Source organism: Methylobacterium symbioticum, from assembly GCF_902141845.1.
In the GTDB taxonomy this organism is placed as follows: domain Bacteria; phylum Pseudomonadota; class Alphaproteobacteria; order Rhizobiales; family Beijerinckiaceae; genus Methylobacterium; species Methylobacterium symbioticum.
In genome coordinates this window covers 1-13,035 of the sequence record NZ_CABFPH010000056.1, presented here as the reverse complement: position 1 = coordinate 13,035, position 13,035 = coordinate 1, and the positions used below count along the sequence as shown (strand labels likewise).

At 72.4% G+C, this 13,035-nt stretch carries 12 protein-coding genes; 3 read left to right on the top strand and 9 right to left on the bottom strand.

The window, feature by feature from the left end; translation table 11 throughout:
* Positions 1–3: 3 nt before the first annotated feature.
* From MET9862_RS17980 to MET9862_RS17955, 6 genes are all read right to left on the bottom strand, one after another.
* Positions 4–1,629, bottom strand: coding sequence for an ABC transporter substrate-binding protein (locus MET9862_RS17980; protein WP_142584273.1), 1,626 nt, complete (start codon positions 1,627–1,629; stop codon positions 4–6).
* Positions 1,630–1,870: 241 nt separating this feature from the next.
* Complete coding sequence (gene hpxZ, locus MET9862_RS17975; protein ID WP_142584290.1) at positions 1,871–2,254, bottom strand: oxalurate catabolism protein HpxZ; 384 nt, start codon at positions 2,252–2,254, stop codon at positions 1,871–1,873.
* 9 nt (positions 2,255–2,263) lie between these two features.
* Positions 2,264–3,670, bottom strand: coding sequence for an AtzE family amidohydrolase (locus MET9862_RS17970; protein ID WP_142584272.1), 1,407 nt, complete (start codon positions 3,668–3,670; stop codon positions 2,264–2,266).
* Positions 3,667–3,870 carry a DUF4089 domain-containing protein gene (locus MET9862_RS17965; protein ID WP_142584271.1) on the bottom strand — a complete coding sequence of 68 codons (204 nt, stop codon included), beginning with the start codon at positions 3,868–3,870 and terminating at the stop codon, positions 3,667–3,669. Before MET9862_RS17965 ends, MET9862_RS17970 begins: the two co-directional genes overlap by 4 nt.
* Positions 3,871–4,114: 244 nt before the next feature.
* Positions 4,115–5,386, bottom strand: a complete 1,272-nt coding sequence (locus MET9862_RS17960) for a Zn-dependent hydrolase (RefSeq protein ID WP_142584270.1) — start codon at positions 5,384–5,386, stop codon at positions 4,115–4,117.
* A gap of 144 nt (positions 5,387–5,530) precedes the next feature.
* The gene (locus tag MET9862_RS17955; protein WP_142584269.1) at positions 5,531–5,992 is read right to left on the bottom strand and encodes a tellurite resistance TerB family protein; all 462 of its coding nucleotides are present in this window, start codon (positions 5,990–5,992) and stop codon (positions 5,531–5,533) included.
* Between the two features lie 367 nt (positions 5,993–6,359).
* On the opposite strand from MET9862_RS17955, the gene MET9862_RS17950 reads away from it, so the two are divergent.
* Positions 6,360–6,629: a DUF6894 family protein gene (locus MET9862_RS17950; protein WP_142584268.1), complete on the top strand. Its 270-nt coding sequence runs from the start codon at positions 6,360–6,362 to the stop codon at positions 6,627–6,629.
* Positions 6,630–6,692: 63 nt separating this feature from the next.
* Here the strand turns inward: MET9862_RS17950 and MET9862_RS17945 are convergent, their stop codons facing one another.
* Both MET9862_RS17945 and MET9862_RS17940 read right to left on the bottom strand, forming a co-directional pair.
* Positions 6,693–7,817 carry a carboxylate-amine ligase gene (locus MET9862_RS17945; protein WP_142584267.1) on the bottom strand — a complete coding sequence of 375 codons (1,125 nt, stop codon included), beginning with the start codon at positions 7,815–7,817 and terminating at the stop codon, positions 6,693–6,695.
* Between the two features lie 66 nt (positions 7,818–7,883).
* Complete coding sequence (locus MET9862_RS17940; RefSeq protein WP_142584266.1) at positions 7,884–9,416, bottom strand: CYTH and CHAD domain-containing protein; 1,533 nt, start codon at positions 9,414–9,416, stop codon at positions 7,884–7,886.
* Between the two features lie 378 nt (positions 9,417–9,794).
* Here MET9862_RS17940 and selB point away from each other — a divergent pair, with 378 nt between their 5' ends.
* Together selB and MET9862_RS17930 are read left to right on the top strand one after the other, a co-directional pair.
* Complete coding sequence (gene selB, locus MET9862_RS17935; RefSeq protein ID WP_244612776.1) at positions 9,795–11,687, top strand: selenocysteine-specific translation elongation factor; 1,893 nt, start codon at positions 9,795–9,797, stop codon at positions 11,685–11,687.
* A gap of 95 nt (positions 11,688–11,782) precedes the next feature.
* Positions 11,783–12,229, top strand: a complete 447-nt coding sequence (locus MET9862_RS17930) for an anaerobic typically selenocysteine-containing protein (protein WP_142584264.1) — start codon at positions 11,783–11,785, stop codon at positions 12,227–12,229.
* A gap of 20 nt (positions 12,230–12,249) precedes the next feature.
* On the opposite strand, the gene MET9862_RS17925 is transcribed toward MET9862_RS17930, so the two are convergent.
* On the bottom strand, positions 12,250–13,035 hold a 786-nt coding region (locus tag MET9862_RS17925), incomplete at its 5' end, for an aminotransferase-like domain-containing protein (RefSeq protein ID WP_142584263.1).

Below are 13,035 nucleotides of genomic sequence, written 5' to 3'. Positions count from 1 at the left end.
GGCCTATCGGCCGGCGGTCGCCATGGTGATCTGCGAGAAGTCCTGGAACCAGTTCTGCGCCTGCTTGAAGCCCTTCACCTTCGCGCTCATGGCGCGCGGGTTGACGTCGTGCGTGATCATGACGAACAGCGCGTCGTCGACGAACTTCTCGTGGACCTTCTTCAGGATCGTCTCCTGCTCAGCCTTGTCGAAGGTGTTGCGCACGCCGTCGAACAGCTTGTCCATCTCAGGATCGTTGTAATAGCCCCAGTTCGTGCCGTTCGGCGGCGCGAGGTTGCTCTGCAGATGGCGAATGTATCCGGTGAAGGGATCCTGGATGAAGTACGAGTAGTTGATCGCCGACACGCCGCGCGAGATGTCGGCCTTGGCGCCGGCGCGCCAGATGTTTATCAGCGTGTTCCACTCCACCACCTCGAAATCGACCTTGAAGCCGACCTCGGCGAGGCTCTGCTGGACGAACTCGTTCATCGGCAGCGGCTGCATCTGCCCCGAGCCCGAGGCCGAGATGCCGACCTTGATGGCGAGCGGCTTCTGGGGCGTGTAGCCGGCCTCGGCCATCAGCTTCTTGGCGGCGGCCGGATCGTATTTCACGTCGAAGGTCGGCTTGCCGAACCACTGATGGCCGGGCGGCAGGAAGCCCTTGGCCGGGATGGCGAGGCCGCCGAGCAGCTCCTTCAGGCCCTCGCGGTCGATGGCGAGGTTGGCGGCCTTGCGGATCCGGATGTCGTTCCAGGGCGAGCCCTCGACCCGGGAGAGGTGCCAGGTCCAGTTGTGCGGGTAGGCGTTGGTGACGATCTGGAAGCCGGCGCCCTTCAGCGAGGCGACGGCATCGGGGGCGGGCGCCTCGATCCAGTCGACCTGGCCCGAGCGGAGCGCGGCGACGCGGGCATTGGCCTCGGGGAGGGGCACCAGCACGAGCTTGTCGAGCTTCGGCACCCGGCCCTTGTCCCAGTAATTCGCGTTCGGGACCATCTCGGCCCGCTCGCGGGGGGCGAACAGGGTCATCTTCCACGGGCCGGTGCCGGACGGCGCCTTGGCGAAGGCGTCCCACGACTTGCCGAGCTTCTCCCACTGCGCGGGCGAGGAGATCATGATCCAGGAGAGCTGGTAGGGCAGGGTGGCGTCCGGCGCCTTGGTGACGATCTCGATGGTCATCGGGTCGACCACCCGGTAGCTCGCCACCGCCGGGATGCGGGTGCGCCCCTGCGCCGACTGGCGCGGATCGTATTGCGGCGCATCGTTCTTCAGGAGCTTGTCGAAGTTCCACACCACCGCCTCGGCGGTGAAGTCGGAACCGTCGTGGAACTTCACACCGGGGCGCAGCTTGAAGGTCCACTTGGTCTTGTCGGTGGCGTCGACCGCCCAGCTCTCGGCGAGGCCCGGGGCCAGGTCGGAGGGCTTGTCGGTGGAGGACAGGTCCCAGTTGATGAGGCCGTCATAGACCGTGTAGCCGGTGAACCGCATGCCCTCGCCGCCATTGTCGGCCTGGCCGGTGGTCAGCGGGATGTCCGAGGCGGTCATGCCGATCCGGAGCACGCCCTGGGCCGATGCCCCGGGGATCGCCACCGTGACCAGCAGGGCGGCGGCGAGCGCCGCGCGGGCGCCGAGTCGTTTCGTCAGGGACAACATGTCGAGGGGGTTCGCTCCATGGGCGGGCACCGGGGTGCCCGTGGGGACAGCCGGCCCCATGCAAGGGCGCGGCCAAAGAGACGGCGTGACGTGAAGACTTGATTGTCCAGCCCGAGCGTCACGCTCGAAAAGCATCCTCAGATCAGCCACGGTCTCATGAGCCCGCGGCACAAGCTTACCGGCAGCAGGCGACGCGGGCCGCGTGCAGGAATGTCTGTCGGAGTGCTCGGGCTGGCCCGCCTCAGGGCGCGTCGATCACGCTCACATGGGCGGCGACCACCCGCCAGCCCTCGGGAAAGCGCACCCAGGTCTGGCTCTGACGGCCGACCTTGCCCGGCGCGTTGTCGCGGGTGAACAGGGTCATCGCGGTGGCGAGGTCGCGGCCATAGGTGGTGATCACCGTATCCTGCAGCGCGCGCATCAGGCCGGCGGGCGCGCGGGCGCGGCGGAAGGCGCGGATCGCCTCCATCCCGTAGAGATTCTCGCCCGCGCCGTAGCGGATGGTGCGGGGATCGTCGTGGAAGAGCGCCTCGAGCACCGGCACGTCGTTGCCGGTCAGCGCCGCCTCGTAGGCGCGGAAGGCCGCCTCGACCTCGGCCTTCACCGCGGGATCGTCGATCACCATGGACATCCCTCAATCCAACGCCGCGACCGGGGCTCGGACCGCGCCGGACCGCTCCAGCACGCGGGCGACGCGCAGGGCGTCGGCCTCGCGCCAGGGCGCGGCGACCACCTGCACGCCGAGCGGCAGGCCGTCGTCGAGCCGGACGGGAACCACCACCACCGGCAGCCCGATGAAGGAGAGGGGCTGCGTGAACAGGCCGATATTGGCCCGCACCGGCAGCTCGACGCCGTCGATCACGAAAGTCTTCTGGCCGGAACGCGGCGCCCGGCACGGAGTCGCCGGGGCGAGCAGGATGTCGACCTCGCGGAACAGGTCGAGGACCGCCGCACGATACCAGCGGCGGAAGCGCTGCGCCCGCTCCACATGGGGCGCCGGGATCATCGCGCCCGCGATCAGGCGGTCGCGCACGGCCGGATCGAAGTCGCCCGCGCGGGCACGCAGGCGGTCAAGATGGAGCGCGGCGCCCTCCGCGGCGGTGATCAGGTAGGCGGCGGCGCGGGCGCGGGCGGCCTCGGGCACCTCGACCGTCCGGGTCGCGCCGAGGGCGTCGGCGACCCGGGCCACGGCCGCGAAGGCCTCGGGGTCGCCGCCGCGGGCGAAATAGCCGCCGGCCACGGCGACGCGCAGGGATCCGAGCCCGTCCTCCAGGTCCGGCAGCGCCGGCTCGGGAGCACGGGTCGTGGCGACCGGGTCCTCCGGATCCTCCCCCTGCATGGCGTCGTAGGCGCGGGCGAGGTCGTGGACCGTGCGAGCCATCGGCCCGAGATGATCGAGGCTGCCGACGAAGGGGAAGCTGCCGGCCCGGGTCAGCCGCCCATAGGTCGGCTTCAGGCCGAAGCAGCCGCAGAAGGCGGATGGAACCCGGATCGAGCCGTTGGTGTCCGAGCCGAGGCTGAGGGGCACGAGCCCCGCCGCCACCGCCGCGCCGGAGCCGCCGGAGGAGCCGCCGGTCATATGGCCGAGGTCGTGCGGGTTGCGCGAATCCCCGTCATGCACGTTCTCGCCGGTGAAGTCGTAGGCGTACTCGCCCATGTTGAGCGTGCCGACGAGGACGGCGCCCGCCGCCTCCAGGCGCCGCACCAGGGCGCCGTCGCGGGCGGCCGGCGCCCGATCGCGGTTGATCTTCGCGCCGGCCCGGGTCGGAAGCTCCGCGACGTCGATCAGGTTCTTGACCGCGAAGGGGACGCCAGCGAGCGCACCCGGCGCCTCGCCCCGACGGATCCCCGCATCGATCGCGTCGGCCCGGGCGAGCGCCCGCGCGCCCAGAACGTCGGTGAAGGCGTTGGTGCGGGGATCGACGGCCGCGATCCGGGCGAGGGCGGCCTCGGCCACGGCGCGGGCAGAGACCTGCCCGGTGCAGACCGCCTCGGCGACGGTGGCGGCGGATGCGGTGCTCCAGTCGGTCACGGCGGTCACGCCTCGAAGACCGGGGCCGCCTCGGCCTCGTCCGGCAAGGGAAAGCCGGCGACGAGGTCGGCGGCGGCGCGCAGGACGCGGAGATTGGCGACGACGGGCGCGATCCAGGCCGGATCGAGGGTGAGGCCGAGAACGGGGGCCGCAGCCGCCGCGTAGGCCGCGAGATCTGGCTCGGTGGTCGGTGCTTCGGGATTTGGCATCGTGCGCTCCGGGCCTGGTTTCGAGCCGTCGCGGTCTCGTGAACGGGCGCGAAGATCCGCAGCAAAGGCACCGGTTGCAAGCGTTGCATTCAATCGGCAGGCCAACTTCTGCCAATCCGAACAGCAGAAGCGCCCCAATTTGCACATTTTCAGCACAGGATGCGGGCCGACTATGTGCCTAAAATCCATGCATAGAAAACCGCCGCGCCGGGCATGGCGCGGCGGCTCAGGCTCAGGTTCAGGTTTAGGCGCGCGGGGCGTTCGCCAGGGCGAGCAGGGTGTGCAGGAGGACGTCGGCGCCGGCCGCGCAATCGGCCGGGGTGGCCGATTCCGACTCGTTGTGGCTGACGCCGTCCTTGCAGGGCACGAAGATCATCGTGGTGGGCACGCGGCCCGCGAGGTTGCAGGCGTCGTGGCCGGCGCCCGAGATGATCCGGCGGCGGCTGTGGCCGAGCGCCTCCGCGGCGGCATCGACGGCGGCGACGAGCTTCGTATCGAAGGGCACCGGCTCCTTGCGCCAGATCCGCTCGATCTGGAACGCGAGGTTGCGCCGGGTCCCGATCTCGGCGGCGGCCTCCTGAAGCGCCGTCTCCATCGCGTCGAGGGTCTCGGATCGCGGATCGCGCAGGTCGAGGGTGAAGCGGATCTGGCCGGGCACCACGTTGCGCGAGGGCGCGCCGATCACCGCCTCGCCCATCGTCGCCACGGCGCTGGGGGCGTGGGCGCAGGCGATCCGCTCGACCGCCAGCGCCAGTTCGGCGAGGCCGAGCAGGGCGTCGCGGCGGCGCGGCATCGGCGTGGTGCCGGCATGGCTCTCGAACCCCGTCACAGTGCCGTCGAACCACGCGATGCCCTGGCCGCCCTCGACCACGCCGATGGTCTTCCCCTCGGCCTCCAGGATCGGACCCTGCTCGATATGCAGTTCCACGAAGGCGCCGATCTCGCGGCCGCCGACCGGCTCGGGGCCGCGGCAGCCGATCGCGTCGAGGGCCTCGGCGACGCTGATCCCGGCTGCGTCGCGCTTGGCCAGGATCTCCTCGGTGGTGAATTCCCCGGCATAGGCCGCCGAGGCCATCATGGCAGGGGCGAAGCGCGAGCCCTCCTCGTTGGTCCAGTTCACGAGGAGCAGGGGCGCCTCGGTCTCGATCCCGGCATCGTCGAGGCTGCGCATCACCTCGAGCCCGGCGAGCACGCCGAGGATGCCGTCGAACTTGCCGCCCGTGGGCTGGGTGTCGAGATGCGAGCCGCAGGCGATGGGTTTCCGGCTCATGTCGCGCCCGCGGCGCAGCGCGTATTGGGTGCCGAGCGCGTCCACCCCGACCTCCAGCCCCGCCGCCTCGCAGGCCGCCCGGAACCAGTCGCGTACCTGCCCGTCCTCGGGCGAGAGCGTCAGGCGGTTGATGCCGCCGGCCGGCGTCCCGCCGAAGGCCGCCGTCTCCATCAGGCTCGCCCACAGGCGCGATCCGTCGATGCGCAGGTTGTGGGTCTTGCCCGGACTCGTCTGGTCTGTTGCCACGCTCTCATCCTCTCGCCGGCAATGGCCGGCCACACGTCACGCCGTACGGTCCGCCGCCGGGAGACGACAGGACCGGAGGCGTGGGAGCAACCGGGGTGCCAGGGGAGGGTATAGGACAGGCATGCGCGCGCCGCATGCCTGTCCCTACGGCTCCCGTCGCAGCACGGGCGAGGCGCTGAGCAGCGCCTCCGGATCGACCTGCAGGGCCGCCGCGATCTCCAGGAGCGCCGTCGCCTCGACGCCGGCGATCCCCTCGTGGTCGGCCACGTCCGCGGCGATGAGGAAGATCGCCTCGCGCTGGGCGGCCGGCCGCTCGGCGGCGGCGCCCACATGGCGCAGGTTCTCGGCGCGGCCGGCCCGGGTGCGGGCCCGGGCGATGCCGTCGTAGAGCTCCGTCTCCAGCATCAGGGCGTCGTAGCCCTTCTCCAGGATCGGGTTCGCCCGCAGGCCGGCGAGAGCCGTCTCGAATTCCTCGCTGGCGACCTCGCCATCGGCCACGATGACGTTGGCGGCGGCCGAGACTGCGGCGAGCATCAGGACCCTGTCGCCGGCATAGGCGGTCACGGTCTGCGAGACACGTCCGAACAGGTCACGAAGAAGGCTCATGGCGCGGTGGATGGGGCTCTGGGACGGCGATGCGCCGCCAGTCTAGGCCATGGCAGGCGGCCCTGGCGCAAGCGTCCCATCCGGATCCATGAGTCGCACCGCCGACACATTCCAGCAAAGTGCCGCCCTCAAGCTCCGTGACCGCGTCCGCACCTGCCCCGGCGACGGCGCGGCCGGCGGGCCGGTCCCGGACGCCCCCTCCGACTGGACTGGCCCGCCGACTCCAAAGATCGCCGCATCCTTAACTTAGGTAATAGCTGCATCTCGGAGATTTCAGCGAGAACCGACGGCAATCGCGGGCTCCGACCAGAGGCGTGCCCGTGAGTGAGAGCGGCAGCGCTCCCGCCTTCCTGAGTGGAATGGCCGCGTGCCCCGCTTCTTCTTCAACATCGACGACGGCGTCAGCATACCCGATCACGCGGGCCGCGAGCTTGCCGATTGGCACGAGGCGCAGCACGTGGCGATCCGCCTCGCGGGCGAAGTGATCGCCGACAGCGCCCGGCGCATGAAGCTCGGTGAGGACTGGACCATGTCGGTCACGAACGAGGTGGGCCTCGTTCTCTTCCGGCTCGATTTCCACGTCACCGGCTCGGCCGCGATCATGGGTTCGGAGGGGCGGGAGGACGCTCCGGCCTAACGCAGCCGCCCGGCGGCGCTCCTCACCCCAGGAGCAGGCCGCCGGGACGGCCGGACTCGTCCCTCAGGGGCGGCCCGCGGTCTCCCGGGCCAGCGAGTCGACCACGGCGTTGAGGGCGTCGCGGTGGCGGGCGCCCTCCTGCAGCGCCGCCTCGTAGGTCCGCAATTGCCGGTCGGCGCTCGATCCGTTCGCGACGATGCTCCGCGCCCGGGCGCAGACCTCGGCGCAGCCGAGGGAATCGGCATCCTCGGCGACGAGCGCCAGCACCGCCTCAACCGCCTCTGGAAGCGGGACCGCGCGCTCCTGCGCCTCGTCGATCAGGGCGGCCTTCGTGCCGTCGCGCTGGGCGCGCCACAGATTCTCCATCACGAAGCCCCGCGAGGCGCCGGTGAGGCGGGCATTCAGGCCCGGATCCCGCTCGACCCGGCGCACGAGGCAGCGAAACAGGGCGGCGACCGCGAGCGTGTCGGCCAGCAGCGGGCAGGCATCGGCGATGCGCAGCTCCAGCGTCGGGTATTTCGCGGAGATGCGCAGGTTCCACCACAGATAGGTGGCGTCCGCGATCGCCCCCGCCCTCGTCATCACCCGCAGGTAGCGCGCGTAGTCGTCGGCATCGTCGAAGAGCTCCGGCAGTCCGGTGCGCGGCAGCTCGGCATAGGCGCGCAGCCGGTAGCCGGCGAGCCCGGTCGGGCGCCCCTGCCAGAAGGGCGAGGAGGTCGAGAGCGCCAGCAGCAGCGGCAGGAAGGGCAGCAGGCGGCGCCCGAGATCGGCCCGGTCCTCGGGGCGCGCCACCTCCACATGGACATGCACGCCGCAGACCAGGCTGCGCCGCCCGATCATGCGCAGGTCGTGGACGATGCCGCGGTAGCGCTCGGCCGGGGTCTCGCGCTGACTGCGCCAGAGGGCGGTCGGGTGAGTGCCTGCGGCGAAGACGGCGATGCCGTGCTCGGCGCCGATCTCGGCGAGCCCGGCGCGCAGGGCGGCGAGCCGGGCCTCGGTCTCGGGAAAGCTGTCCGAGGGCGGCGAGCAGGTCTCGATCTGGATGCGCTGGAGCTCGCGCTCGGCATGGTCCAGCCGCGCCTCCACCGCCGCGTGGAACTCCTCCACAAGCGGGCCGGGGCCGCCGCGCGTGCCGCGATCGGCCAGGAAGAACTCCTCCTCGATGCCGAAGCGGTAGGACTCAGCCATGGGTCGTCTCCGTGGATGCGCCGGACCCGCTCACGGGAACCGGGCCGGCGCCTCCGGGACAAGAGATCAACGCCAGAAGGGTTTCACGTCGACGAGATCCGCATGCGCCTCGGCCGCCTTGGCGAGCAGCGCGTCGGCCTGGGCCTCGTTGTCGGCGGCGGTCAGCCCGGCCGCGAAGGCGGTCTGGCCGTCGGCGGGCGCGCCCTCCGGGTCGGCGAGGCTCGCCATCACGTGGTGGGCGGTGGCGAGGTCGTTCAGCGCGCCGAGATGGTCCTGGAGGTCCGACAAAGCCGAGACGAAGGTCTTGTGGCGCTTGCCAGCCTTCTTGCCGGGATAGAGCGCCGCGAAGAACTCGGCACCGTAGCGCAGCTTCTTCGCGGCGATACGGACGCGGTGGCGCTCCTCCGGATCGAGGTGGTCGAGATGGCGCCCACGCTTCTTCACCCGGCGGCGGAAGCGGTCGAGGGTCTCGGCGGCGAAATCCTGCGCCGGTGCGTTGGCGGCGGGCAGCGCGCGCCAGGCGCCGGTCTCGATCCAGGCGAGGAGGTCGAGGAGCAGCACCCGCCATTCCGGAGCCTCCAACACGGAGAAGACCCGGGCATAGACGCGGGCATGCTCCGCCTCCAGGCGGGCGCGCAGGGCGGTGAGGCCCGGCTCGTCGGGACGCCGCTCCATCTCGGCGGGCAGCGTCGTGGCGAGGAAGACGTCGAGGTTGCGCGCCGGTCCGAACGGCTCGGTGACCCGCTTGATCTCCTCCGACAGCGCGGCCGCGCGCGGATCGCCTTCCAGCACCGGCTTGAACAGGGAGAAGGCCGAGCGCAGGCGGCGGATCGAGACGCGGATCTGGTGCAGCGCCTCGGGCGGCCGATGCGCCAGGAAGACCTCCTCGTTGAGCCGAAGCTGGCGCAGGCAGGCGAGCGCGATCAGGCGGAAGGCCTCGCCCACGCTCGCGTCCTCCGGCATCGCCACCGGCTCGGCCTTGCTCGGCCGCAGGCCCTTGCCGTCGAGCAGGGCGAAGCCCCGCGCGCTCTTCGCGCGCACCCCGATGCGCAGCGGCACCGTCTCGGCGAGCGCCTGGGCCAGGGCGAAGAGATCGCCGGGGGAGCCCTCGGCGAGTTCGAGTTCCAGCTCGCAGAGGGGGCTGTCGCCGGCGGCACTCTCGACGCGGCCCTCGTCGAGGGTGGCGAGGATGCGCGCGGCGCCGTAGCCCACGCTGCGTTCGGAGCGCATCACCACCGTCGCGAAGCGCGGCACGAGATCGGCGGCTCCGGCCTTGCCCAGCACCTCGGGAACAGGCGTCTCGGCGAGCAGGGCGAGATCGGGCGTCTCGCCCGCGACCGGCATCTCCCACTCGGCCCGGTCGAACAGGCCGGCACCGCCCTCGCCCGTCTTCACCGTCTGCACGAAACGCTCGTTCCGGCGGCGCACCCGGAGCGTCAGGCCCGCCTCGCGCAGCGCCTCGTCCGGGGTGTCGAAATAGGTGGTGGCGATGAGGTCGCGCGCGCCCTCGGCGTCCTGCAGCAGGGGATGGGCGGCGAGGGCGGCGAGATCCGGCCCCCCACATTCCAGCTTCAATTCGACCTCGCGCGGCGCGCTCATGCAGATCCTTCCCCTTGGCCGAGCGTCGCGCTGCCCGCATCGGGCGCGGACGCATCGCAACTCCTCACCTATCGCAGGCTCATGCCCCGCCCGGCAACGCGCGAGACGGCGATGGGATCGGTGCCGCCCGGCATTCTCGCCAGGCGTGCGGATGGCAGCATCCGCGCGATGCCCGCTGGGATTGTGCGTCGCACGAGATTCATCTTGCCCGATGCTTAACTCGTGCGTAAATGGCTTGGGCACAATTCAAATCCTGAGCCGGGAGCGGCGCGCGCGGATCGCCGCATGGCGCGGCGATGACGGACCCGTCCTGACCCACTAGGAATTTGCAGCCAGCCGGACGCGGCACGGGACCGATCGGAATCGATGGCACTGGCGATGAAGACCCTCCTTGTCGGCGTGATCGGGCATGTCGATCACGGCAAGACCGCCCTGGTTCGGGCGCTCACGGGCATGGAGACCGACCGCCTCAAGGAAGAGAAGGCGCGCGGCGTCTCGATCGTGCCCGGCTTCGCCCTGCTGAAGCCCGGCGACGGCGAGATCGACCTCGTTGACCTGCCGGGGCACGAGCGCTTCGTCCGGGCGATGATCTCGGGCGCCACCGGCATGCGTGCGGTGCTGCTCGCGGTCGACGCGCACGAGGGCATCAAGCCGCAGACGGTGGAGCATCTGGAGATCGCCCGGCTGATCGGCGTGCGCCGCGGCGTCGTGGCGCTGACCAAGGCGGATCTCGCCACCCCGGAGATGCTGGCGGCCCGTGGGGCCGAGATCGCGGCGGCCGCGACCCGCGCGGGGCTCGACCATCCGGCGGTGGTGGCGACCTCGGCGCTCACGGGGCAGGGGATCCCGGAGCTGACGGCGGCGCTCGCCGCGCTCCTCGAGGCGGCCCCGCCGCGCGCCGATGACGGCTTCCCCTACCTGCCCGTCGACCGGGTCTTCTCCCGGCCCGGCTTCGGCACCGTGGTCACCGGCACCCTGCGGCGCGGCCGGCTCAGCGTCGGCGACACCCTCGCCATCGTCCCGGGGGGCAAGACGGCGACCGTGCGCGGGCTGCAGGTTCACGGCCGGGCGGTCGACAGCGTCGAGCCCGGCCGGCGCACGGCCGTGGCGCTGCGCGGCATCGACCTCGACGAGATCGCCCGCGGCCAAGCCCTCTGCCTGCCGGGCCTGCTCGCGGAGAGCCGCTGGATCGACGTGTCGCTGACCGCCGCGGCGAGCGCGGAGACACCGCTGGCCTCCGGCACCGCCCTCCGCCTGCTGTTCGGCACAACGGAGGTTCCGGCGCGTCTGCGCCTGCTCGACCGGGACGCCCTGGAGCCCGGCGCCTCGGCACAGGCCCAGCTCCACACCGAATCCGAGATCGCGGTGCCGGCGCGCGAGCCCTTCGTCCTGCGCCTCGACGCGCCCTCGGTCACCATCGCGGGCGGCCGCGTGCTCGATCCGGTGGCCCGGCGCCGCAAGCGGCACGATCCGCGGGTGTTGTCCGACCTTGCCGCCCTGGCCCGCGGCGGCCCGGCCGACATCCTCGGCACGCGGCTCGGTCAGGCCGGTGCGGCGGGCACGCCCCTTCCCGAACTCGCCCGCCTCGCCGGCGCCGCACCGGATCGGGTGCGCCGGGCCCTCGAGACGATGGGCGCGCGCGAGATCGGCGACCGCTTCCTCGGCGCGCCGGCCTTCGCGGCCCTCCGCGAGAGCCTGCTCGCCACCCTCGGACGCCACCATCGCGACCATCCGATGGAGCACGGGCTCGCCGCCGAGCGCATCCTGCGCATGCTCGGCCTCGGCGAGACGGTGACCTCCGCGGCGTTGCGCGACCTGATCGCGAGCGGCGCCGTGGCCCAGACCGGCGCCCTCTACCGGCGGGCGGAGTTCGATCCGGCCCGCAACGAGACCGAGGTGGTGCGCCGCCTGGAGAGCGTATTCCGCCGGGCCGGCCTCTCGCCGCCCGACGAGGCCGAGGCGGTGGGGCGAGACCCGCGCCGCCGTGAGGCCCTGACCTACCTGATCGGGGCCGGCACGGTGATCCGCGCGGTGGACCGCGTGCAGCGCCGCGCGGTCCTGTTCCACAAGGACTCGATCCTCGACGCGCGCGCGCGCCTCGCCACGGCCTTCCCGAACGCGACCGCGCCGGAGACGGGCTTCCTCGCCCGCGAGGCCGGTGCGGCGCTCGGCATCTCGCGAAAATTCTCGATCCCGCTCCTGGAGCATCTCGACGCAGCCGGCTTCACCCGCCGCGCGGGCGACCGCCGCACGATCATCGGCCAGCCCTGACGCGGCGCCGCGTCGCGCGTCGGAACCGGGGCCCCGCAGCCGGACCTGTCCTCGGGATGACGGCCGCCCGGCCGAGAGGACCCCGGAAGGATCCCATGCGACAGCTCCTCGCCGCCTGCACCCTCGGACTGGCCCTCGCCGGCCCGGCGCATGCCGAATCGAAGCCCCTGCCGAAACCCGCGACCGACGTGATGCCGCCCGTGGAACTGACGATCAGCGAGGCGGACGGGAAGCCGGTCTGCGCGCCCGCCGAGCTGCGCCTGCCGGCCGACACCAACGTGGCGCTCCACGTGGTGAGCCGGGTGAACGCGCCGGTGACGATCACCGCGCCGGGCCAGTTCGAGAACGCGCATGTGCTCCACGCTGACGGCGACCTCGTGCACGTGGCGAGCGAGAAGGGCTATCTCGTCAAGCAGAACGGCCAGGGCACGCTCCGATTCCGCACCCTGGGCGCCGGCGACCACAGCTACGCCTGCACCAGCGCGCGCAACCAGTCGCAGCCCTTCACGGGCAAGCTGACCCTGACGCCGCCGGCCGGGTGATCCCGGCGGCCGGCCGGATTTCAGGCCGCCGACGCGCCGCGCAAGGCCGCGGCCATCCGTGCGACTGCCGGCGCCATCGCGGGCTCCGGCACGGCGGCGTAGCCGAGGAGAAGGCCGGGGCTCGCGGCGTTCGCGGCGGGGCCCGCGTGATAGGCCGAGAGCGCCACCGCAGCGATCCCGGCCGCCGCGCAGGCCGCGGCCGCCCGTGCGTCGCCCAGGCTTGACGGCCAGAGGGGGCCGGGCCGGGCGACGAGGTGCATCCCGCCGGCCAGAGGCGCCACGTCCAGGATGTCGGCGTGCCGTCCCGCCGCCGCGAGCAGGGCGTCCTGGCGCAGGGCGTAGAGCCGGCGCGTGCGGCGCAGATGCGCGGCGAGGTGGCCCTCCGCGATGAAGCGGGCCAGGGCACCTTGGCCGAGGCCCGCCGGGGCGGGGCCGGCCTCGGCGAGCGCCCGCTGCACCGGCTCGGCGAGGCCCGGCGGCAGGACGAGGTAGCTGAGCTGCAGGGCCGGCAGCAGCACCTTCGAGAAGCTTCCGACATAGATCACGCGGCCGTCGCGATCGAGGCTGCGCAGCGGCGCGAGCGGGCGCCCCGCATAGCGGTAGGCGCCGTCGTAATCGTCCTCGACGATCCAGCCGCCCGCGGCGCGGGCCCAGGCCAGGAGGTCGAGCCGGTTCTCCAGGCTCATGGCGTGGCCGAGCGGGTAATGGTGGGCCGGCGTCACCACGGCCAGCCGCGCGGCCGGCTCGAGGGCCCGCGCCGCTGCGACCGCGAGGCCGCCGGGCCCGACGGGCACGGGCACCGGCCT